The following is a 21,268-nucleotide window of genomic DNA, read 5'->3' on the forward strand; positions in this document are numbered from 1 at the left end:
TTGGCTACGGAGAGGTATACCTCGATATATAGTGTCCGTTCCCGCATATTGTACAATAGATCGATATAGTGTAGATATAATCGATATGTGTTCAGATATATTAGAAATATAAACGGCTTTTCAACTACTCTTTCTGTCTTAGCGTGATGTCCGACCGTAACTGGGTTGACGGCGGCGTGTCTCGGCGGAAAGTACTGATCACCTCCGGAGCGCTCGGCACGACCGGCTTGGCCGGCTGCGGAGGAAGCGGCGGCGGCGACGGTTCCGACGGCAGTTCCGGGGAGTCCGACGACTCCGACGGTTCCGACGGCGGCTCCGGGACCTCCAGCGGCGACGGCGACGACAGCAGTGCAGGCCCGAGCACGGCGCTGCTCAACGCCGAGGGCTCCTCGACGGTCTACCCGATCTCGAACACGGGGAGCTCCTACTGGAACTCCAACGCCCCGCCGAGCGACGGCGAGTACTGGGGCGCCAACGAGGAGAGCTCGGTCCCCGGATGGGACGAGCTCGCGTCCGACGGCGCCGAGGACATGCTCATCGCCGACTACTTCGCCTCGAAGTTCGGCTTCGAGGCGACCGAGCAGCGCTCCTCGCCGCCGTTCCCGACGACGGTCGGCCTGAGCCACTCGGGGACCGGCTGTGAGGCCGTCACCGAAGGGCTCGTCGACATCGGCAACTCCTCCGGGCCGATCACGGCAGAGCTCGGCTGGAGCGACGAGAAGGCCCAGAACACGGTCGTCGACAACGTCGTCGGTCGCGACGGCCAGCCGGTGGTCATCAGCTCGGACGTCGCCGACGCCGGCGTCACCCAGTTGACCGGCGAGGACATTCGCGGGATCTACCAGGACGAGATCACCAACTGGAGCGAGATCGACGGGATCGACTACGACCAGGAGATCTACGTCATCGGCCGCGCCGAGGGCTCCGGCACCGACACCTCGTTCCGCCTGAACATGCTCGGCGGCGCCGACGCCGCGATGCCCGGCGTCGACACCCGATTCGGGCAGAACCAGCAGGTCGCCCAGGCGGTCGCCCAGAACGACGGCGCCATCGCGTACATGGCGCTGGCGTTCACTGGACCGGAGGTCACGCCGATCGCCATCGACTTCGACGGCACGCTGTACGAGACCAGCCGCGACGCGGAGAACACGATCTTCGACAGCGAGTACCCGCTCAACCGCGACCTCCACATGTACACGCTCATCGAGGAGAACAACCCCGACGGCGGCGGGTACGACCGGCGCGAGGCGGCGTTCGTCAACATGTTCCTCAACGAGTTCGGGCAGAGCGTCTTCGTCGAGGGGAACAACTACATTCCGCTCCCGACGAGCGACCTCCAGTCGATGAAAGAGCAGGTCTCCTCCGTCGCGACGGAAGACCTCCTCATGCCGTAGATCGGCCGGGTCCCGATCTTCTGTCGCCCGCTGTGGCGCTGCCGCCCGTCGCGGTCGGCGTCCACCGACCCCGCGGTCGTCCGCGCCCCCGAGACACCCGGGATCCGCTCTCGACGACATTCCACTTCTATGACACACGAAACACGAAAATGCCACTCATAACAGATTCATGGCGCCGGTAACGGACTCCGAAAGCGGAGGAATACCCAGTGCGGTCAGCACGCAGCTCCGGCGGACCCGAGAGTTCGTCGACGAGACAGAGCCGCCCGCGCTGGCGATTATCGCGGTGATGACGCTGTCGCTGTTCGCCGCGCTCGTCGGGTTCCTCGCCGTCTCGGACCTGACCATCGTTCCCTTCGTCGTCTTCCTCGGCACCGCGGCGATCGGCTGGGTCCGCTATCAGGAGGAGACGGCGTACGTCATCGCGCTGGCGATGACGGTCTCGACGATCCTGATCCTCGGACTGATCATCGTGTTCATCTTCCGGGAGTCGGTCCCGGTGATCCGGTACGAGAGCGCGACGGTGTACGGGGTCACGGTCCCCGGGCTCCGGATGTTCATCCAGCCGAACTGGGACGCCGTCTCGCCGCCCATCCGGTACTCGATGGTTCCGATGATCCACGGGACGGTGATGGTGACGCTGATCGCGTCGACCGTGGCCGCCCCGCTTGGCGTCTCGGCGGCCCTGTTCCTCTCCGAGATCGCCCCCGCGACCGTTCGCGAGGTCGTCAAGCCCGGCGTCGAGATCCTCGCCGGCATCCCCTCGATCGTCTACGGGTTCATCGGCTTCACCGTCTTGGGTCCGTGGGCCTCCGACCAGTTCCAGACGACCGGACAGGGGTCGTACCTGTTCGTCGGCATCGTCGTCGGGCTGATGGCGCTCCCGACGGTCGTCTCGGTCGCGGAGGACGCGCTGAGCAGCGTGCCCGAGTCGATGAAGAGCGGGTCGCTGGCGATGGGGACGACCGACTGGCAGACGATGACCTCGATCACCCTGCCCGCGGCGTTCTCCGGCGTGTCGGCGGCGGTGCTGCTCGGCGTCGGCCGGGCGATCGGCGAGACGATGGCCGCGACGGTGATGCTCCGCGGCGTCCCCCGACTCACGGAGCCGCTGGTCAACGTCTTCTACGGACAGGAGACGCTGACCTCGATCATCGCGCGCAACTACGGCGAGGCGGACGGCCTCCAGATGGACGCGCTGTTCGTCGCGGGCGCGATCCTGTTCGTCACCGTCCTCGTCATCTCCGTGGGCGCGCAGTACATCGAGTGGCGGATGCACAAGCGGCTGGGAGGTGAGATCTGATGGCGGGCGCGAGCCGAACCGGCGGTAATCTGGTCGAGAAGGAGACCACCGAGACGGACGCCGTCGCCGCGGTGGCCATCGGGCTCTCGGCGGTGCTGTTCGCGCTCGCCATCGCGGCGATGTTCGAGCGGATCAGCCTCACCGGAACGCTCGCGGGGGTAGAGACCGTGACGCTGCTCGGCGGGCTGTTGACCGCGCTGGGCGTCGCGGTGATCGCCTTCGGCGTCGGGTCGCGGTTCGGCTCCGTCGAAACCGACCCCGACCCGAGCGCCGGCATCATCGCCGGGGGCGGGGCCGCGGTCCCGTGGGTCGTCATCGGCGGCGCCGTGGCGAGCGAGACGCTCGGGTTCGGCACGGCGGTCGGCGCAGTCGCCGCCGTCGCCGCGGGTGCGGTCGCCTTCGCGGCCACCGTCCTCCCGCGCGAGGACGTCGGATCGACGCTGCCCCTCGGGAGCCTCCTCGCCGTGACGGGGCTCGTCTTCTTCACCGGCGTCATCGGCCCGACGTGGGTGTGGGAGCTGGGCTGGGCGCAGCAGGCCGCGATCACGGCGGAGTTCCTCATCCCGGTCGCGACGCTGTTCACCACCCTCTACGGCGGCTGGGCGTCGGCGAAGGCGTACGGCGGCTTCGGCGCCCGAGGGCGACACATGGGCGCGTACGTGCTCGTCTATCTGAACGCGATCTCGATCGTCGCCTTCCTCTTCACCCTGGTCGCGTACGTGGTCGTACAGGGCGTTCCGGGACTGTTGAACGGGGCCGATATCGGCCTCGGAACCGGGCCTGAAACGACGATCCTCGGCGTGTCGGTTACGCTGCCGGTGTCCGTTCCGTTCGTGATGAACGGTGTCGCCCTCTTCAACGACTTCCAGGGCGTCCTCCCCGCGATCGTCGGCACGGTCTGGCTCGTGATCGGAGCCGTCCTGTTGGCGGTTCCGCTCGGGGTCGGTGCGGCCGTCTTCCTCACCGAGTACGCCGACCGCGGGCGGTTCACGCAGGTCGTCGAGGTCGCTACCAACGGGCTCTGGAGCACCCCGAGCATCGTCTTCGGGCTGTTCGGGTTCGCCTTCCTGATCCCGCGCTTCGGCAACGGGAAGTCGCTGCTCTCCGGGATGATCACGCTCGGGTTCATGCTCCTCCCGCTCGTGGTGATCACGTCTCGGGAGGCGATGCTCTCGGTCCCCGACGAGTACCGCGACGCGAGCGCCGCGCTCGGCGTGTCGAAGTGGCAGACGATCCGGAGCGTCGTCCTGCCGGCGGCCCTTCCGGGCGTCGTCACCGGCGTCATCCTCGGCGTCGGCCGGATCGCCGGCGAGACGGCGCCGATCCTGCTGACGATGGCCGGCGGGACGTTCATTCCGGAGTCGCAGACGGTCGACGTCATCGGCAGCTTCCAGTTCACGTCGGCGCCGCCGTTCGTCGCCAACCCGGCGCTGCTGGAGGCGACCTCCGCGCTCCCGTACCAGCTGTACGCGCTGATCACGGCCGGCGTCGGACTCGGGAGCAGCGTCTCCGACCCGAACGCCTTCCGCTGGGCGACGGCGCTCATCCTCCTGATCGTCGTCCTCTCGTTCTACGCGATCGGCATCGCGACGCGCTACTACTTCCGACGGCGGCTCCGGCACAACTGATCACCAATGAGCGAAAACCAAAACCCACAGCCGCAGACCGGCACCGCGACGACAGACAGCGACCAGTCTCTCACGACGACCACCGGCGAGACCGTCGAGCAGACCCGAGACGAGTGGACGAACTACGAGTTCCAGGGAGAGGCCAAGATGACCGTCGAGGACCTTGACGTGTACTACGGCGACGACCACGCCCTGAAGGGGGTCTCGATGGAGATTCCCGAAAAGAGCGTCACCGCCCTGATCGGTCCCTCCGGCTGCGGGAAGTCGACGTACCTCCGGTGTCTCAATCGGATGAACGACCGGATCAGCTCCGCCAGGATCGACGGCTCCGTCCGCCTCGGCGGCGAAGAGGTGTACCAAGACGGCGTCAATCTGGTGGAGCTTCGGAAACGGGTCGGGATGGTGTTTCAGTCGCCGAACCCGTTCCCCAAGTCGATCCGGGAGAACATCGCCTACGGCCCGAAGAAACACGGCGACCTCGACACCGGGCTGCTCGCTCGGCTGCTGAACCGGAGCGACGCCGACGAGCGCGACCGGCTCGTGGAGCGGTGTCTCCGCGACGCGGCGCTGTGGGACGAGGTGAGCGATCGCCTCGACGACAACGCCCTCGGCCTCTCGGGCGGGCAACAGCAGCGGCTCTGTATCGCGCGCTGTCTCTCGGTCGACCCGGAGGTCATCCTGATGGACGAGCCGGCCTCCGCGCTCGACCCCATCGCCACCGCGAAGATCGAGGACCTCATCGACGACCTCTCAGAGGAGTACACCGTCGTCATCGTCACGCACAACATGCAGCAGGCCGCCCGCATCTCCGACCAGACCGCGGTGTTCCTCACGGGCGGCGAGCTCGTCGAGTACGGGGACACGGACCAGGTGTTCGAGAACCCACACAGCGAGCGCGTCGAGGATTACATCACGGGCAAGTTCGGGTGATCTCATGCCTCGAGAACGGTATCAGGACTCGCTCGACGAGCTCCGTGCCAACGTGATCGGGATGGGCGAACAGGTGATCGATCAGCTCGACAAGAGCCTCCGGAGCGCCGCGACCCACGACGAGTCGCTGGCCCGGGCGGTCATCGACGGGGACGACGAGATAAACGAGCGGTACCTGCGGCTTGAGAACCGCTGTGTCGACCTGTTCGCGCTCCAACAGCCGGTCGCGAGCGACCTCAGGTTCGTCACCGCGTCGTTCAAGATCATCACCGACTTAGAGCGGATCGGCGACCTCGCGACGAACCTCTCCCGGTACGCGCTCTCCGGCAGTTCGACGGTCATCTCCGAGAGCCGGATTCAAACGATCGGCGAGACCGCCTCCGGTCAGGTCCGGAGGGCCATCGAGGCCTACGCCGACGCCGATCCCGAGGCGTGTCGAACGATCGCCGACCGCGACGACGAACTCGACACGCTGTGTCAGAACGCCAGCGAAGCCGTCGTTCGCGAGCTGATCGCCGGCGAGTCCGACCGCTGGGGGATCGAACAGCTGCTCGACGACGTGTCGCGACTGCTGCTCACGATCCGCGACTTGGAGCGGGTCGGCGACCACGCCGTCAACATCGCCGCCCGGACCCTGTACATGGACGAGAGCGACCCCGAGCTGATCTACTGACAATGGAGACCAGAAAGCTGCAGGAGGTCGGCGGCGGCACCTACACCGTCTCGATTCCGAAGGAATGGGCGACGACCCACGGGTTCGAGGTCGGGATGGAGCTGCGGCTGTACACCCACCGCGACGGGTCGCTCCTCGTCCGATCCTCGGACGCCGACGTCAACTGTCTGAACGAGGCGACGGTCGACGTCGACGGCGGCGGTGCCGACGCCGTCGAGCGCGCCGTCCGGACGGCTCACGCGGTCGGGTTCGAGACCATCACGCTCCATCGGACGGGGGCCTTCTCCGACGCGGAGCGCAGGGCGGCCAGGTCGACGGTGCGGGGCCTTGTCGGGACGAACATCCTCAGCGAGTCGGACGCGGAGATCACGATCAGACACCTCTTGGACACGTCGTCCGTCTCCGTCCGCCAGTTGATCGTCCAGCTGCAGTACGTGGTCGTCGCGCTGCTCCGCGACGCGACCGACGCGTTCGTCGACGCCGCGGACACGCACACGAGCATCCGCGACCGCGCCGACGAGGCCCGCCGTTCCGCGGAGATGGTCACCCGACACTTCTCGCGATCGCTGATCTCGCACGCCGAACTCGACGCGCTGGGCGTCTCCCGGCCCGACCTGTTCGCGTATTCCGTGCTCGCCTCGCGCCTCAAAGCGGTCGCCGACCTCGCCGTTCGGATCGCAAGCACGGGCGAAAAGCTCCCCGAGCCGCTCTCAGGCGGGACGGCCGCGGACGTGTGCGCCGTAGCCGACGACGTCGCGGGCGCCGTCGACGACGCGGTAACCGCCGTTCTCAACGGCGACGAGGAAACGGTGCACGCCGCGAGACGCCGGTGCGACGAGGCCACGGAGGGCGTCGAGGCGATCGAACAGGCTCTGTACGACGGCGCCGTTTCGGGCACCGTTCCCGAAGCGGTCGCGCTGGCTGACGCGCTCTCGACCCTCCGGCAGACCGTCAACTGCGGTCGACGGATGGCCGACACCGCAGCGAGGACCGCGATACGCGCGGAAAACGCTGACACCTGCATCCGAGCGTAAGCCGACCGCGAGCGCGTCCATCGCCGAGCGATGAACGCGGTCGGTTCGAAATCTGGGCGGCATTTCTGTATAGCGATATACGATTTATTCGACTGCGATCGAACACGGCTGTGTTGCTATCGTCACGACAGAAAGGTGTGCGAGCGCAACTGCGGTGCCGTCCTATCCCAACAGCCGGTACACGTTCGCTTCGTACGTCTCTCGGACCTGGTCGCCCCAGTTGTGGGTGTAGGTGTCGATCACGTCGTCGGCAACGTCGCCGCGGAGGTACTTGACGACGCCGCGGTCCCCCGTTCGGTCCCGGAGATGGGTCGTGAAGAAGTGACGGAAGTAGTGCGGCGTCACGTTCTCTGCGGCGCCGCCGCCCGTGCGGTACCAGCCCGCGTCTCGGGCGTGGCGCTCGACGACGTGTCTGACGGCTTGCGGGTCGAGTCGCTCGCCCCACCCCTCCGCGGTGCCGACGAACAGCGGGTCCGCGGCCGACGCGCCGTCCGGTCGCACGGCGAGCCACCGTTTCAGCGTCCGGGCCAGCTCCTCGTCGACCGGGATCACGGTGGCCCGCTTGCGCTTGTTCGATGCGGTGCGGACCTCGCCGTTCAGCTCCTCGCCGACGGCGGCGTCCGGCGTGACGTACAGCGAATTCGGGCGGTCCGCGAGGGCCGGTCGCGTCCCGAGCGCGTACGCCGCCTCGACCTCCTCGTCGTCGATCGCGAGATCGCGGAGATCGAGGTTGCAGAGCTCGCCGACCCGCATGCCGGTCTTCAGCAGGGTGACGACGAGCGCGCGGTGGAGCGGGTGTCGAACGCCGGCGACGAACTCGCGCATCGCCGGGATCGACACGTCCCGCCGCGCCGGGTCCTTATCCACCGTCTCGTCCATCTCCTCCATCACCAGCGTCATCGGGTTCCCCTCGAAGACGCCCACCTCGGTCATGTACCCGTAAAATCGGTGCAGATACGCGGCGTACGTCGCCACCGTGCTGTCGGCCACGTCGCCGCGCAGCGAGTGGACGAACGCCATGCAGTCGCGATGGGTCGCCGACGCCGGCGTCGTTCCGGGATCGAGAAACGACTCGAACCGACGAAGCACGCGCTCGTAGGAGTCGCGCGTCCGCTCAGTTTTCCCGTGGTAGGTGAGGTCCTCGAGGAAGTACGCGACCGGGTCGTCGACCTCGGCCGGGGCTCGCGTGCTACTCATCGATCAGCGTGTACCCTCCCTTCCGTCCGTTGTACCGAACTCGGTTTTGGTCCTGGAGTGAATCGAGCGCGTCTTCCAGCCGGCCCTCGAAGTCGTCGAACACCGCGTCGACGAGTTCCTCCCACGAGAGCACGCCGTCGGCGAGCGCCGCTTCGGCCCGTCTTTCGAGGCCGCTACCCCCGGGGTCAGACCCCGTCGGATCGGGTTCGGCGGGGGTTTCGCTCGCCTCGATCGAAAACCCGCGTCTCCCGGCCTGTACCATCGTTCTGACGAACTCGCTTTGTGACATCCCCAACTCGTCGGCGTGCTCCTGCCAGGTCGCCTTCTGCCGTTCAGGGACGTACGTCTTCACCGAGCGCCGGTCGTCGCTCATCGTTCGATCCGGGCTACTCGGGCCTCCATCTTCAATCTACCCCACAATTCGGGATAAGTGAATTTATCCACAGTTCTGGGACCGTCCATAGGCGAGAGTCGGGGTCTTGTGTTTCTGGATTACTGTACTCGTGGGTCGTGATTTCGGGATTAGCGTACATATCGGCGTGGGTCGGGATTTCGAGATTACTCATGGGCGGTACAGACCGAGTCTTAGCGCGATCTGCGCAAGATCGCTCTTCGTGAAACGAGACTGCTCGTCGACCTCCTCGGGATCCTGATCGCCGGGGTCGACCTCCAGCACGATCGCTCGGAACAGGTCGGCCCGCGACAGGTTCACCGTGAGGTACTCGGTGCGAGCTCCGAACCGCCAGTTGATCCATCGCGGTGGCAGGTCGAGATCGCGAGGGTCGGCGAGATCGTGGCTCACTTCGCCACCACCTCGCCACTCACGAAGTCACCTCCCGAGATGCCGGCCTCTCGCCGCGCCATGTCGACGATCGCCGCGTCCGTCGCCAGCACCCCAGCCTCGACGTTCTGCTCCACGATCCCGCCAGCAGACCGGAGGATGACCGTATGACCGATCATCTCGTCCCCTCCGCCGACGCTGTCGCTCTCGTCGCGTTTACACCGTCATTCGCTATATCGTCTCCACCCCACTGATGTTGCGAAGATGGGCCTATGATGCACAGGTTTCGAGTCTGAGTGAACTGAAAGAAGTAGCCGAGCGAGTCTCGAGACGCACTTCTGAGAAACCTATCACATAGTATTCACAAATACGATAGAAAATTGCCGGGGAGGCTAGCGCCGCCGCTCACGATCGAGCAAACTCAGAGGGGATGAGAAATTAGTCGGGTGGATCGAGACCGTAGTTCTTCTTGGCAAATGTCAGGAACGAGTTTGAAGAGACCGCCGGCTGGTCGCCGACCTCACCGTGGAGTTCCAATTGCACGAGAATATCCACGAGTCGCCAGCAGTTGTACAACACGCAAGCAAACGCGAAGTTGAAGTATCGGAATCGGTGGTCTGGCGACTGTGTCTCCGCGAGGAACGTCTTTAGCTTCTTAAACCCGTTTTCGATGCCCCACCGCCGCTTGTATCGGACCATCAGCCGCCCAATCTGGTGTTTCATCTCCCGTTCGTTCGAAGGATTGACCTCTATCCACGGAAGGTTCGTCTCGAACGGTACCGTCGGTGCTTCAATCCGCGCTGGTTCCACGATCTCTTCTTCCTCATGCACCTCATCAAGGATATTTCCCAGCGGTGAGTTGCCGTCGCGGTCCTCTGAGAGCGGCGTTGTCTCGCCGATGTCTTCGAACTCCTCGATAAGTTCCTGCCGAACCGTCACGTCATTCCCATCGTCATCTTCGTCCTCACGTTCCCACTCGCGCTTCGGGAGGTAGACTGCCTTTCGTGCAGGCCCGTCGTCCAGACGCTTTTGCTTGACCACGTCGAAGTCCCTATTCTCGCTGGCGAGCTTAGCAATCTGGTGTTCGTGGTCGCTACTGGAGCGCACAACAGCCGGATTCAGGTAGTGAACGTTGTGCTTCTCGCAGGCGTCTTTCACGCCATCATCGGCGAACTCGCGGTCCATCATCACGAGGTCCAGATCGGGGACAATATCTGTCGCACCATCAAGCAGCTCGTCTACGAGATCTGCTCGCTTCCGGCCGCGTTCGACTGGGACGGCATCGAGTATGAGCGGGACATCGTGACCGACGAGTTTGATGACTGCCCACTGGAAGAACGGGCCCTCGTCACCTTTGTACCCAAGAATCCACGGTTCCTGATTCTGTCCGCTCCGATCTCGGGTGATCTCGCCATCCCACGGGTTGCCTTTTGTGAGGTCGATGGCTGCCATCTGCTTGCGGCCCATCTTGTCCTTCGATTTCGCCTGCTTAACGAGTGTCTGGTTAGTCTCCCGGAGCATTGTCCGAATACGTTCGACACCGAGATCTTTCGTCTGAAGCCGGTGGGAGTCGCCAGACGGCGTCTTCGTCCGGGTAGAGTCTGCGGCAAAGGACTGTGCGCCGTCGTTGGGATGCATATCAGTTCGCATCCCGAGGTATGACTGCTGTTCCCAGAATGCGCCTTCGGGAATACTCGCGTTCTCGCTGCGATCAAGGTGGAAGCAGTCCTCGACAATGGGCTTCGCACCCTTCCAAACCTCGCGGGCCTTCTCACGAGCGAGCGTATCCTTGCTTTTTGAACGTGTGACTGTATCCGTCGGCTGGTTGGGAAGAAACGCTGGTTCGGGCGCAGGAATGTCGTGATAGCGAGCGATATCCACGACGACCTCAGCGGCATCCCGAACGGCATCGCGGACACTTTCGAGACGGCCGTTCCATGCCCGCCAAAGTGTTGACTGATCAGGGATACCGTCGAAGCCGAGCTGCGTGCTGAGAAACGGCTTCTGTTTGAGATATTTCCAGAGAGTCGTTTCACTCTTCCAGCCCTTCACGCAGCGGAGCACGTGCGCTCGGAAGACAGCCTCCCAAGGTTTCGGGTCGCCCTGTTCGTGGTCAAGAGTGTCGTAAAATCGAAGGTAGCGGGCTGGGATTTCGGTGACAAGATCCTCTAGCGTGGCTGAGCGATCGTGTCGGACTTGTTGCTCGCGCGGGAAGGTTGACAGAACGCCGTCAACCATTTCACGGAACGTCATGCCGAAGGATTGTGCTTCGACAAGCGCGCCAGAATTCGTGGCGTAAAGCCCGTCTACCTCGTAATCTTTCGGTGTAGATTCATAGCCCGCGCTGTCTAGATTCCTCCGTGGACCGAGGTACTCCCACCGTGACCCCGTTGGGGCTTCTCCTGCGCATGCTATCACTGCTCGTTAATTTATACGTCTTCGTATATAAAAGCGCAGTTACAGTAGGGAACGGCTCTGTTGAAATTCTATTCATCAGACAGATTATCGTCTGAAACAGCCGATTGCTGAAGAGTGCGAAAAAACCAAACCGTTTCGTGGCCGGATAATATTCACTCGGAATGACAAACCACGAATCGCGGGAGAATCTTAAGAAATTGGGAGTCGTCGTTCTTAGTCTCCTCGGAGCGGTTTTGACGTTCTTCGGGCTGGACGCGTACTACTTAGCCGGCATCTTTCTGATATTCGCGGGGGCCGGCATGCTCTTTTTGTTGAAACGATACAGAGCGTACTCGATTACTATGCTAATAGCGGGAACTCTCGCACTTGTGCTTGCCATTCTCGCGTACCGGTCTCATGGTCTCGTGAATTCGACAGTTCTCTATTCCCTTCTCGGCGTAGTTGGCGTCCATCGCGGCGGCCAAGCGTATCGAGCGACAGAGTAACTGTACGAAGTGGCGGTTGCGTCATCTGTACTGAGCGATTCGTGAGCCCTTTCTCGGTGGCACATGGTCCCGTCGTGTACTCCTCTGAAGCACAGGCGTTTTGAGTGGGATCGATAGAAATATCGCTTCTATTTGAATCATCTACAATTGGTGTTTTCTCATCTTCAACCACACAGTACAGGAGACTCGCAGATCGCTTAGACCATCTCAGTTTGACCCACAAGGCACATACGTAATGTAGGACAATTTGAATGTATATGATTTTGGACAAGCGAACAAGTGAGATTTTAGCGGCCACAGCCGCCTTTCTCTTTGTTCTTGGGACGTTGACTGGGTTGCGGGTCTGGGACTTGGAGCCCTCGACTTCAGTACAATCGGCTATAGTTTGGGTGGGTGCGCTACTTATTACCGCCATGGTTGGCTTCCGGGCGTTTCAGGGCGCAGATCTCGTTGGGAATTGGATACTCGCATTTGGCCCATGTTTTGGTTTTACACTCAATCTGTTCATCCCGATCATGGCGGGGCCGGGCGCTTTCATATTCCCAGTTGGAAGTGGAGCAATCATCTCTGGCGTGATTACAGTAGTTGGGTACTTGATCGGACGAGGTTTCAGCGAGGTTTGAGATGAACAGGACGCGTAACCGGATTCAATAAGCAGCTCCCATCGACCGGCTGTTTCACGCTAGAATATGTCTGAAGAATAGAATTTCAGCAGAATAGTAGGTTTGTTTACTGGTGAGAAGAGGCACATAAGAGCACTCAATCAGGTGAGTGGTCGGCGTCGAACCTGTGCATTATTCCCTATCTTCGCAACACGTCGCCGGGTTAGACCCGGATCTCGGAGGACGACTCCTCGACCGCGATCGCGTCGAGCGCGCGTTCGACGGCCGGGTCGCGTTCGGCGGCGTTCCGCATCAGCACGGTCTCGCTGGGGAACAGGTGCTCGCCGACGACGAGCCCGTGTTCCCGGGCCGTCGAGCCGGTGACCGTGAGGTAGACGCCGAGTCCGGTTCGGGCGATAGCGGCCTCCTCCTCCTCGTCTGCGTTCGGGTAAACGAACTCGACGCCCTCCAGCGCATCCGTCCCCAGCACGGCGGTGACGAGTCGCTCGTAGCGCGGCGAGATACAGAGCGGTCCCTCGTGCTCCGCGACGAACGCCCGGTCGAGGTCGACGCCGGGGTCGATCCCCTCCGGTCGCCCCATCAGCGTATGGTACACCGTATCTCCGAGCCCGTTGACCACGCGCACGTCGGTGTCGACGGGGTCGATCCGCTCGTTGATGTCGGCGATCTGGCCGAGACCGCTCGATCGGATCCCGACGACCTCCTCCAACACGAGGTCCGCGGAGTCGAATCCGATCGCGAACTCGTGGGTCCGGAGGGCCCGAAACGGCTCCTCGCGGCCGACGAGCTTCAGCGTCACGTCTCCGAGGTCGACGGTAGCCGCGTCGAAGACGATCCGCCGGGGCTTGCCGTCCCGATCGTCGCGCAGCAGCGTGAACTCGGGCTGGGCCGGGTGGTCGGGGTCGGAGTACTCGGTCAGGCGCTCGTACGGGCCGTCATCGGCGTCGACCCGCCCCTTCGTGACGGCCTTCTCGTACCGGAGCGTGTTGCTCACGCGGTCCGCGAGCGCGTCGAGCCGGTCGTCGGGACCGACGGCCGCGATCCGTTCGAGGACCGCCTCGAGCGGGCGGCCTTTCCGCGGCACGGCGACCGGTACCGGTTCGCTCATTACCGGAACTGGGCCGCCGCGAGTAAAACGGGTTGCGCTTTCGGTTCGGTGCGATTTCGAGGGGTCGGTGGACCCGTATTCAGGGGCCGAAGGCCTCGTTGAGCCGCTTTCTGAAGGCTTCGAGCTCTTCGAGGTGGTCGTTGATCGCGTCGAGCTCCGCCTCCACGTCGTCGAGATCCTCGCCGAGCCGCTCCTCGATGTCGGTCAGGCGGGTGTCGACCTCCGCGAGGTCGTCCCAGAGGTCGTCGAACTCCTCGTCGAACCGCTCCATCCGCCCCTCCACGTCGTCCACGCGCTTCTCCGTTGCCTCCAGCCCCGCGGCGGCGTCGTCGACCTCCTCGTACAGCGTCTCGATGTCGTCGCCGAGGTCGTCGACCGCCTCGTCGAGGCCCGTCGTCTCGTCGTCCAGCCGGGACACGTCGTCCGTCACGCCGGAGACGGTCTCCTCGACGGTCGCGACAGATTCCTCGACGCCGGAGACGGTCTCTTTCACGCCGGAAACCGACTCTTCGACCTCCGACACGTCCGATTCCACGCCACCGACCCGGTCGTCGATGCCGTCGACGCGATCGGTGACGGAATCGACCTCGTCGGTCACCGACGCCACCGACTCGTCGACCTGCGAGACCTCCTCGCGCAGGTCCTCTCGGTCCGCGTCGGCGGACGCGAACCGGTCGTCGATCGCGGCCATCTCGGACTCGACGGCGTCGACTTTCTCGTCGAGTTCGTCGAGGATTTCGCGGGCGGTCCCCTCGCCGTCGATGAACTCCGCGAGCGCGTCGGCGTACGCCTCGATGTCGGCGACGCTCGACTGCAGCCGGGCGATCCGCACGTCCACGCTGCGGGGAACGCCAACGTCGAGTTCGGATCGGAGGGTTTCGAGGTCGTCATCGTCCACCTCGCCCGCGCGGATCTCCGACGCGAGCGCCGCCGCGAGCCCCTCTTTCGCCGGAGGCGCTGGGGTTGTGTCCGTCTGTTCGTGTCGCTTATCGTCGATGGGCTCGGTGGCTTCAGCCTCGTCGGTATCGGACTCCTCCGCTACCGACGCCTCGTCGCGCGACGTGACGGCGGCGGTTCCGGCGGCGACTGCTCGCGGTTCGGGGGCCTCCGCGTGGTCGGACTCCTCGTCTTCCTCCGTGGCCGTCGGGGGTGCGTCGGCGTCCGCCGTGTCGGGCGACGGTTCCGCTTCAGCGACCGCCTCGGCGTCGCCGTCGTCGGTTTCCGAGGCACTGACGGCCGGTTCCTCGTCGGCCGACTCCTCGTCGATCGGTTCCTCGTCAACCGAGCCCTCGCCGATCGGTTCCTCACCGACCGGTTCGGACGCGTCATCTTCGGGGGGGAGCGGTTCGTCCATTCCCGGCAGCGTCGCGCGGTCCCCGGAGAGTACCTCTCTGACGGCGTCTGTGTCGCCGGCGCCGAGAACGTCCTCGATCTCCTCGCCGACCGGGACGTGCTCGATCACGGGCGTCCCGAGGAAGCCGTCGAGGTCGGGATCGTCGTCGCGGATGCCGAACACCGTCTCGATCTCCTCGCCGGGGTCGATCACGCGCTCGAACTCCACCCGGTGGTCCTTGTAGGCGGTCCAGTTCTCGCTTTCGTACTCCGGGTGGAACCCGATCCGGTCCATCGGGAACGACTCGGGGATCCGGTCGACGATGCGCACGCGCACTGGGTCCTCGCGGGTTGAGGAGAGCTCGTACATCACCGCGGGCACGGGGAACGCGTCGTCCGTGAAGGACTTCTCGACGCGAATACCGTCCTCGTCGACGGTCGTCGTCGCTTCTGCCGTCCGTTCGCTCATACGGAAACCTCCCGGAGCAGGGGCTTAAAATCCACGGGCCGCGTTTCGGCGCTGATAACCACCGATCGGTGAAATACCGCGGTGTCGGCGGGTCTGAGGCCGTTGGCTTACAGGTCGATCCGGTCGCCGATCTCGACGACCTCCAAGCGGTTCGGGTGCGAACGACTCCGGACGTGCTCGTGGAGCGCGGTCGGGTCCGCGGTCAACCCCTTCCACATGTCCCAGTGGGTGGGGACGAGTCGGTCGAGCGCCAGATCCTCGGCGGCGGCGGCAATCTCGTTTTCGTCGCTGTACCACTTCGTCTCGACGGGGTCATCCGTCTCCTTGTCCGGGATCCTGCCGACGGAGCCGAACGCCAAGATCCCGAGATCGATGTCGAACTCCTCGGCGAGCCCCTCGAACGACGCCGAAGGCTTGCTGTCGCCGGCGTGGAACAGGGTACCCGAGTCGTGTTCGATGACGTACCCAACCGGGTGCGTCGCGTCTGCGTCCTGCGTTTCGACGACGTGGACGGTGAACTCGCCTACCTTCAGCTCGTCGCCCTCGGTCACTTCGAGGAACGCCTCCTCGTCGACGTCCCAGTGCTCGGTCCAGCGCTCCTCCTCGCGGGCGACCGCGAGCGAGTCGTCGGGGGCGACGAAGTCGGCCTCGGTGTTCGCGAGGATCGGCGCCTGCGAGGGGCCGTGAACGTGGTCCGTGTGTTCGTGGGTCGCCAGCACCGCGTCCGCTTCGTCGACGTCCTCGGGGTCGAACGGGACCGGGATCATTCGGACCGTGCGCGGGGGGTCGCCCGTGCCGACGTAGGGGTCGATCCAGAGGACGGTCCCCTCGCTCCCCTTGATCGCGAACCCGTTGCAGCCGAGGTACCACAGCGCCACCGTGTCGGGGTCGGCCTCCGCGACCGCACGCGGCAGCCAGTCGCCCCAGTCGGAATCGGTCATGGCCGGTGGTGTGTGTGCAGGCGGGGTAATCGTTCCGGAGTCGGCGGGGATTCGACCAATCTGCGGGACTGAACGAAAATTCGTTGCTAATAAAACGACAAAAACCCGTGTGAGAACGAACGGATAAACCGTATGTCGCGATACAGAATGAACCCATCCTCGCCTCGCGGAGGCAAGGATGAAACGCCCAGCGTAACGGCTGGACCCACGGCTCAGCGAGAAACGGCGGAGAGACGGGAGCCGACTGTTCCCGAATGGCTGTTCCCGAATTGCCGATCGCGGTCGGCTATCGGTCCCTGGCGGCCGCGACGGCGTCGACCGTTCGACGCGCGTTCTCGGCGATACTCTCGTAGTCGCCGTCAGCGACCGCGGTGGCGTCGACGATCGCGCTGCCGACGCCGACCGCCGCGGCTCCCGCCTCGATGTACGCACCGGCGTTGTCCGGGCCGACCCCGCCGGTCGGGACGATCGGGATCTGCGGGAGCGGGCCGCCGAGAGCGGCGACGTGGTCCGGTCCGCCCGTCGCGGCCGGGAACAGTTTCACGAGGTCGGCACCGGCCTCGTACGCCCGGAGCGCCTCCGTCGGCGTGAACGCGCCGGTCGCGACCGGCGTTCCGTAGCGGTTCCCGACCTCGATCACGCCGTCGTCGACCGTCGGCGTGACGAGGAACTGGGCGCCCGCGAGCTGTACCGCCCGCGCCGTCTCGGCGTCCAGAACCGTCCCGGCCCCGACGAGCACGTCGTCGAAGCGGTCGGCGAGCGTGCCGATCGTCTCCGTGACGCTCGGCGTGTCCGCGGTCACTTCGAGCGCCGTGACGCCGCCCTCGACCACGGCGTCCGCCACGTCGACCGCCGACTCCGGGTCCACGCCGCGGAGGATCGCGACCACGCCGCCCTCCCGGATCTGATCGACTCGTTGTGCCTGCATACCGTTACACCGGGCGGTGAGCGTGATAAATGAGACGGCTCGCGACCGATGGCGTCGGCGAGCGCTGTGGGAGGGTGCCCTTCGAGCGCCGTCTTCCGCGGAGTCGAGGCCGTTGACGACGGCGACCCGCCACGATAATTACGCCCTTAATTTTGTAATGGATACGCGTCGAGACGCCGACAACGACACCGCGCAACCGACCGCCCTCGCCGTAGCGGTACCCGAAACGACTAACAGAAACGGTGGGATACACCCACCAAGGAATGGCTGAAATCGTCGACTACGAGCTGTTCGAAGTGCCGCCGCGGTGGCTCTTCCTCCGCGTGGAGACCGCCGACGGCACGGTCGGGTGGGGGGAGCCGGTCGTCGAGGGGCGATCGAAGACCGTGCGAACCGCGGTCGAAGAGCTGTTCGACACCTACCTGCTCGGGAAGGAGGCCGGTCGGATCGAAGACCACTGGCAGGCGATGTACCGGGGCGGGTTCTATCGGGGGGGTCCCGTCCTGATGAGCGCCATCGCCGGCATCGATCAGGCGCTCTGGGACATCAAAGGGAAACGGCTCGACGTTCCGGTGTACGAGCTCCTCGGCGGCGCGGCGCGAGAGCGGATCCGAGTGTACCAGTGGATCGGCGGCGACCGCCCGTCCGACGTGGCGGAACAGGCCCGAGAACAGGTCGAGGCGGGGTTCACCGCGCTGAAGATGAACGCGACCGAGGAGATCGAGCGGGTGGACGACCCCGCCACCGTCGACGCCGCGGCGACGCGCCTGCGGGAGGTCCGGGAGGCCGTCGGCGACGAGGTCGGCATCGGCGTCGACTTCCACGGTCGCGTCTCCAAGCCGATGGCAAAGCGGCTCGTCGAGGCGCTCGAACCGTACAACCCGATGTTCGTCGAGGAACCCGTCCTCTCCGGGCACAACGACGCGCTTCCGCAGATCGCCCAGCACACGACGACGCCGATCGCGACCGGCGAGCGCATGTATTCCCGGTGGGACTTCAAGGAGGTCTTCGAGGACGGCGCCGTCGACGTGATTCAACCGGACCTCTCGCACGCGGGCGGGATCACCGAGGTGAACAAGATCGCCGCGATGGCCGAGGCGTACGACGTGTCGATGGCGCCCCACTGCCCGCTGGGGCCGATCGCGTTAGCCTCCTGCCTGCAGGTCGACGCCTGCTCGCCGAACGCCTTCATTCAGGAGCAGAGCCTCAACATCCACTACAACGAGACGAGCGACGTGCTCGACTACCTCGCGGACCCGTCCGTCTTCGACTACGAGGACGGGTACGTCCAGATCCCCGATGCGCCCGGTCTCGGGATCGAGATCGACGAGGAGCACGTCCGCGCGCAGGCCGAACGAGACGTGGACTGGCACAACCCCGTGTGGCGCCACGCGGACGGGAGCGTCGCCGAGTGGTAAGCGGCCGATAGCGGTTCGGCGCCGAGCGCCTCGGTGCGGCCCCTCCAGACGGTGATTATTTGCCCGAGCGCTCGCCAGTAGTGGACGTGATATCGACCGACCCGACCGAGAACGCCGTCGCGAACAGACACGCGGACACCGTCGCCGTCGTCACCGGGTCGACGCGGGGGATCGGCGAGGGCGTCGCCCGTCGCTTCGCCGCCGAGGGCGCCGCCGTCGTGGTGACCGGTCGATCGGTCGCCGCCGGTCAAGCTGTGGTCGACGATATCGAGTCGGCGGGCGGCGAGGCCACCTTCGTCGAAGCGGACATGCGCGAGCCCGCGGAGATCGAGGCGCTCATCGAACACGCGGCGGCGGAGTACGGTCGGATCGACGTATTAGTGAACAACGCGGGGGTCCAGACGGAGACGACCGCACGCGAAGCGACGACGGACGACTGGGAGTTCGTCCTCGAAACCGACTTCCGGGCGTTCTGGCTGTGCGCGAAACACGCCGCCGACCACATGCCCCCGGGCGGGACCATCCTCAACACGTCCTCGAACCACGCGTTCCTCACGATGCCGGGGCTGTTCCCGTACAACGCGGTCAAAGCCGGGATCAACGGGATGACCCGCGCGATGGCGTTGGAGCTCGGTCCGGACGGGATCACGGTGAACACGATCAACCCCGGCTGGATCGAGATCGACCGCACGGAGGAGGAGCTGGGCGACGACTACGAGTATACGGAGGAGATCCACCCGGTCGGGAGGCTCGGAACCCCCGCCGACGTGGCCGGGCTCGCCGCCTTCCTCGCGAGCGACGACGCGAGCTTCATCACCGGCGAGAGTATCCTGATCGACGGGGGGCGCTCGCAGGTGATGCAAGACGATCAGTACCTCGACTACCGGCGCGACGCGTGACCGATCGGCGGTCAGGCGGGCGTCGACGGGCTCCGTTGGCTGCCGCTAAAATCCAAAATATAAACCGGATATAATAGAAAGATAGGTTATGTTTCTTAGTATTACACCAGCAATCAGATTCGTGAAGCGGTCGGATCGACACTCTGCGTCGTAGTGCCGATGATCGAGCGGGCGATCGCTGCGATCGTGAAGTTACGCTTTCACAAACCCATACGGATCGGAACCTCGACCTGCGGAGCGACGGATACCCATCGATAGATGCGATCCGAACGATTCGATCCGAACGATTCGATCCGAACGATTCCGGTTCGACTCGCCGGTTATACGTGCGGCCGTGTCACTTCCACGGCTCTTCTCACTGGTTCGGTGCCGTTGGCTGAACCGGCAGGTCACTGGGTAGTTGTGTCGGTTCCTCTGCGACAAATACGTCGCTATCAGCCCACGAAACAGCGGGAACTACGGTGTGTCTCGCAGATCCCGACGCGACGAACGGTGACGTTTGAAATATACAGTTTCTGTTAAGAAACCTTTACCATCATTTTTTAGAAATTACGACGTCGGCGAGCGTGGTGCTCCCGGCGGCACGGGGCGAACGCTAACGACGCCAGCTCGAATCACTGACGACCGATCGACCGCAGGCGCGATCGCGGTGGCCTCACTCGACGCGTGGGAGGTCAACGATGAACACGGAGCCCGTCGGCTCGTTGTCTTCGATCCGAACGCTGCCGCCGTACTGAGCGACGAGTGACTGAACGAGGTACAGCCCGATTCCCGTTCCCGGACTTCCAAGTCCCCGCTCGCCTTTCCCGAACACGATCTCCTTCTTGTCGTCCGGGATTCCCGGCCCGTTGTCCGCGATTCGGACTTCGACGGTATCGTCTCGGACAGCGCACGACACCTCGACGAACGGTGCGTCCTTGTCGTTGTGCTGAACGGCGTTGTTCAGGAGGTTCCGGAACACCGAGCTGAGCATGCTGTCGGCTGCCACCGCGACGTCGGGGACCGGTTCATCGACGGCGAACTCGGCTTCTGGAAACGACTCCTCGCGGAGCGACAGTTCGGTCGTCAGGGCCGTTCGAAGCGAGACCGGCTCCACGGAGAGATCCCCGTCTGAGACGACCGTTTCGACGTAATCGCGTGCGGTCTCGGTCAGTTCGACGACGTGCTCTCCGCTGGCGAGGATCTTGCGGAGGTACTCTTCCCCTTCGGCGTCGACGTGGGATTCGAGCAACTCCAACCAGCCGAGCACGACTGCCATATCGTTTCGGATGTCGTGGCGGACGATTCGGTTCAGCAGTTCGAGCTCCCGTTCGCGGCGCTGTTGCTCGGTGATGTCCGTACAGATGCCGACGACTTCGGTGACCTCGCCGGCATCGTCTCGAAGCGCGACCTGACGCGTGAGCACCGACCGAACCGATCCGTCGGGTTGGATGACGCGGCCCTCGTACGCCTTGTCACGGACTCCGTGGGCCGATTCCTCGATGTTTGCACGCACCCGCTCGCGGTCGTCCGGATGGATACTGTCGATCAGCAGGCTGATGTCGTCTTTGACATCGCCGGGAGGGAGCCCCCAGATGTCTTCGAACCCGGCGCTGATGTAGTCGAACGTTCCCGGTTCGGTGGCCGTCCACAGCGCGACTCCGTCGAGGTGATCGAACAGGGCTCGGAAATCGCGCCGCTTCCCGAGCGAACCGTGGGTCATAGCGA

At 64.5% G+C, this 21,268-nt stretch carries 19 protein-coding genes; 9 read left to right on the plus strand and 10 right to left on the minus strand.

Translation table 11 applies throughout. The features are described from left to right. Nucleotides 1–146: 146 nt before the first annotated feature. The 6 genes from DJ69_RS17280 to DJ69_RS17305 all read left to right on the plus strand — a co-directional run bounded on the left by DJ69_RS17280 (nt 147) and on the right by DJ69_RS17305 (nt 6,962). On the plus strand, nt 147–1,394 hold the full coding sequence (locus DJ69_RS17280; RefSeq protein WP_099256807.1) for a PstS family phosphate ABC transporter substrate-binding protein: 1,248 nt from the start codon (nt 147–149) through the stop codon (nt 1,392–1,394). Nucleotides 1,395–1,563: 169 nt separating this feature from the next. Continuing rightward, the gene (gene pstC / locus DJ69_RS17285; RefSeq protein WP_099256808.1) at nt 1,564–2,697 is read left to right on the plus strand and encodes a phosphate ABC transporter permease subunit PstC; all 1,134 of its coding nucleotides are present in this window, start codon (nt 1,564–1,566) and stop codon (nt 2,695–2,697) included. After that, the gene (gene pstA, locus DJ69_RS17290; RefSeq protein ID WP_099256809.1) at nt 2,697–4,325 is read left to right on the plus strand and encodes a phosphate ABC transporter permease PstA; all 1,629 of its coding nucleotides are present in this window, start codon (nt 2,697–2,699) and stop codon (nt 4,323–4,325) included. The genes pstC and pstA overlap by 1 nt, the downstream gene beginning before the upstream one ends. A 6-nt stretch (nt 4,326–4,331) precedes the next feature. Continuing rightward, nucleotides 4,332–5,255, plus strand: a complete 924-nt coding sequence (pstB, locus tag DJ69_RS17295; protein WP_099256810.1) for a phosphate ABC transporter ATP-binding protein PstB — start codon at nt 4,332–4,334, stop codon at nt 5,253–5,255. A gap of 4 nt (nt 5,256–5,259) precedes the next feature. Beyond that, nucleotides 5,260–5,928 carry a phosphate signaling complex protein PhoU gene (phoU, locus tag DJ69_RS17300; protein ID WP_099256811.1) on the plus strand — a complete coding sequence of 223 codons (669 nt, stop codon included), beginning with the start codon at nt 5,260–5,262 and terminating at the stop codon, nt 5,926–5,928. Nucleotides 5,929–5,930: 2 nt separating this feature from the next. After that, nucleotides 5,931–6,962, plus strand: a complete 1,032-nt coding sequence (locus DJ69_RS17305; RefSeq protein WP_099256812.1) for an AbrB/MazE/SpoVT family DNA-binding domain-containing protein — start codon at nt 5,931–5,933, stop codon at nt 6,960–6,962. A 162-nt stretch (nt 6,963–7,124) separates the two neighbouring features. Here the strand turns inward: DJ69_RS17305 and DJ69_RS17310 are convergent, their stop codons facing one another. The 5 genes from DJ69_RS17310 to DJ69_RS17325 all read right to left on the minus strand — a co-directional run bounded on the left by DJ69_RS17310 (nt 7,125) and on the right by DJ69_RS17325 (nt 11,193). Further along, nucleotides 7,125–8,159: a tyrosine-type recombinase/integrase gene (locus DJ69_RS17310; RefSeq protein ID WP_099256813.1), complete on the minus strand. Its 1,035-nt coding sequence runs from the start codon at nt 8,157–8,159 to the stop codon at nt 7,125–7,127. After that, on the minus strand, nt 8,152–8,532 hold the full coding sequence (locus DJ69_RS17315) for a DUF5805 domain-containing protein (protein ID WP_099256814.1): 381 nt from the start codon (nt 8,530–8,532) through the stop codon (nt 8,152–8,154). Before DJ69_RS17315 ends, DJ69_RS17310 begins: the two co-directional genes overlap by 8 nt. Before the next feature lie 189 nt (nt 8,533–8,721). Next, nucleotides 8,722–8,961, minus strand: a complete 240-nt coding sequence (locus tag DJ69_RS17320) for a hypothetical protein (protein ID WP_099256815.1) — start codon at nt 8,959–8,961, stop codon at nt 8,722–8,724. Next, a complete protein-coding gene (locus tag DJ69_RS18620; RefSeq protein WP_180271871.1) occupies nt 8,958–9,119 on the minus strand; it encodes a hypothetical protein in 162 nt (53 codons plus the stop codon). The genes DJ69_RS17320 and DJ69_RS18620 overlap by 4 nt, the downstream gene beginning before the upstream one ends. 259 nt (nt 9,120–9,378) lie before the next feature. Next, nucleotides 9,379–11,193 (minus strand): transposase, encoded by a 1,815-nt coding sequence (locus tag DJ69_RS17325; protein WP_099256816.1) that lies wholly within the window; start codon nt 11,191–11,193, stop codon nt 9,379–9,381. Nucleotides 11,194–11,519: 326 nt separating this feature from the next. Between DJ69_RS17325 and DJ69_RS17330 the strand changes: the two genes are divergently transcribed. After that, on the plus strand, nt 11,520–11,843 hold the full coding sequence (locus tag DJ69_RS17330; protein WP_099256817.1) for a hypothetical protein: 324 nt from the start codon (nt 11,520–11,522) through the stop codon (nt 11,841–11,843). Nucleotides 11,844–12,668: 825 nt separating this feature from the next. Here DJ69_RS17330 and DJ69_RS17340 read toward each other — a convergent pair. The 4 genes from DJ69_RS17340 to DJ69_RS17355 all read right to left on the minus strand — a co-directional run bounded on the left by DJ69_RS17340 (nt 12,669) and on the right by DJ69_RS17355 (nt 17,244). Further along, nucleotides 12,669–13,574, minus strand: a complete 906-nt coding sequence (locus tag DJ69_RS17340) for a hypothetical protein (protein ID WP_099256819.1) — start codon at nt 13,572–13,574, stop codon at nt 12,669–12,671. A 79-nt stretch (nt 13,575–13,653) separates the two neighbouring features. After that, nucleotides 13,654–15,375, minus strand: coding sequence for a coiled-coil domain-containing protein (locus tag DJ69_RS17345; RefSeq protein ID WP_099256820.1), 1,722 nt, complete (start codon nt 15,373–15,375; stop codon nt 13,654–13,656). Between the two features lie 107 nt (nt 15,376–15,482). After that, a complete protein-coding gene (locus DJ69_RS17350) occupies nt 15,483–16,316 on the minus strand; it encodes an MBL fold metallo-hydrolase (protein ID WP_099256821.1) in 834 nt (277 codons plus the stop codon). Between the two features lie 286 nt (nt 16,317–16,602). After that, nucleotides 16,603–17,244, minus strand: a complete 642-nt coding sequence (locus tag DJ69_RS17355) for a bifunctional 4-hydroxy-2-oxoglutarate aldolase/2-dehydro-3-deoxy-phosphogluconate aldolase (protein ID WP_099256822.1) — start codon at nt 17,242–17,244, stop codon at nt 16,603–16,605. A 263-nt stretch (nt 17,245–17,507) separates the two neighbouring features. Here DJ69_RS17355 and dgoD point away from each other — a divergent pair, with 263 nt between their 5' ends. Both dgoD and DJ69_RS17365 read left to right on the plus strand, forming a co-directional pair. Next, a complete protein-coding gene (gene dgoD, locus DJ69_RS17360; protein WP_099256823.1) occupies nt 17,508–18,662 on the plus strand; it encodes a galactonate dehydratase in 1,155 nt (384 codons plus the stop codon). An 89-nt stretch (nt 18,663–18,751) separates the two neighbouring features. Next, nucleotides 18,752–19,561 (plus strand): SDR family NAD(P)-dependent oxidoreductase, encoded by an 810-nt coding sequence (locus DJ69_RS17365; protein ID WP_099256848.1) that lies wholly within the window; start codon nt 18,752–18,754, stop codon nt 19,559–19,561. A 655-nt stretch (nt 19,562–20,216) separates the two neighbouring features. Here the strand turns inward: DJ69_RS17365 and DJ69_RS17370 are convergent. After that, the gene (locus DJ69_RS17370) at nt 20,217–21,263 is read right to left on the minus strand and encodes a PAS domain-containing sensor histidine kinase (protein WP_099256824.1); all 1,047 of its coding nucleotides are present in this window, start codon (nt 21,261–21,263) and stop codon (nt 20,217–20,219) included. Between the last annotated feature and the right edge of the window lie 5 nt (nt 21,264–21,268).

This window comes from Halorubrum persicum, assembly GCF_002727125.1.
Taxonomy (GTDB): Archaea; Halobacteriota; Halobacteria; order Halobacteriales; family Haloferacaceae; genus Halorubrum; species Halorubrum persicum.

Excerpts from the sequence above, each read along its gene's own strand:
- pstA (WP_099256809.1), top strand. The coding sequence starts at position 2,697 with ATGGCGGGCGCGAGCCGAACCGGCGGTAATCTGGTCGAGAAGGAGACC.
- DJ69_RS17315 (WP_099256814.1), bottom strand. The coding sequence starts at position 8,532 with ATGAGCGACGACCGGCGCTCGGTGAAGACGTACGTCCCTGAACGGCAG.
- DJ69_RS17310 (WP_099256813.1), bottom strand. The coding sequence starts at position 8,159 with ATGAGTAGCACGCGAGCCCCGGCCGAGGTCGACGACCCGGTCGCGTAC.
- DJ69_RS17340 (WP_099256819.1), bottom strand. The coding sequence starts at position 13,574 with ATGAGCGAACCGGTACCGGTCGCCGTGCCGCGGAAAGGCCGCCCGCTC.
- DJ69_RS17345 (WP_099256820.1), bottom strand. The coding sequence starts at position 15,375 with ATGAGCGAACGGACGGCAGAAGCGACGACGACCGTCGACGAGGACGGT.
- phoU (WP_099256811.1), top strand. The coding sequence starts at position 5,260 with ATGCCTCGAGAACGGTATCAGGACTCGCTCGACGAGCTCCGTGCCAAC.
- dgoD (WP_099256823.1), top strand. The coding sequence starts at position 17,508 with ATGGCTGAAATCGTCGACTACGAGCTGTTCGAAGTGCCGCCGCGGTGG.
- DJ69_RS17325 (WP_099256816.1), bottom strand. The coding sequence starts at position 11,193 with ATGACGTTCCGTGAAATGGTTGACGGCGTTCTGTCAACCTTCCCGCGC.
- pstB (WP_099256810.1), top strand. The coding sequence starts at position 4,332 with ATGAGCGAAAACCAAAACCCACAGCCGCAGACCGGCACCGCGACGACA.
- DJ69_RS18620 (WP_180271871.1), bottom strand. The coding sequence starts at position 9,119 with ATGATCGGTCATACGGTCATCCTCCGGTCTGCTGGCGGGATCGTGGAG.
- DJ69_RS17280 (WP_099256807.1), top strand. The coding sequence starts at position 147 with ATGTCCGACCGTAACTGGGTTGACGGCGGCGTGTCTCGGCGGAAAGTA.
- DJ69_RS17370 (WP_099256824.1), bottom strand. The coding sequence starts at position 21,263 with ATGACCCACGGTTCGCTCGGGAAGCGGCGCGATTTCCGAGCCCTGTTC.
- pstC (WP_099256808.1), top strand. The coding sequence starts at position 1,564 with ATGGCGCCGGTAACGGACTCCGAAAGCGGAGGAATACCCAGTGCGGTC.
- DJ69_RS17350 (WP_099256821.1), bottom strand. The coding sequence starts at position 16,316 with ATGACCGATTCCGACTGGGGCGACTGGCTGCCGCGTGCGGTCGCGGAG.
- DJ69_RS17305 (WP_099256812.1), top strand. The coding sequence starts at position 5,931 with ATGGAGACCAGAAAGCTGCAGGAGGTCGGCGGCGGCACCTACACCGTC.
- DJ69_RS17355 (WP_099256822.1), bottom strand. The coding sequence starts at position 17,244 with ATGCAGGCACAACGAGTCGATCAGATCCGGGAGGGCGGCGTGGTCGCG.
- DJ69_RS17330 (WP_099256817.1), top strand. The coding sequence starts at position 11,520 with ATGACAAACCACGAATCGCGGGAGAATCTTAAGAAATTGGGAGTCGTC.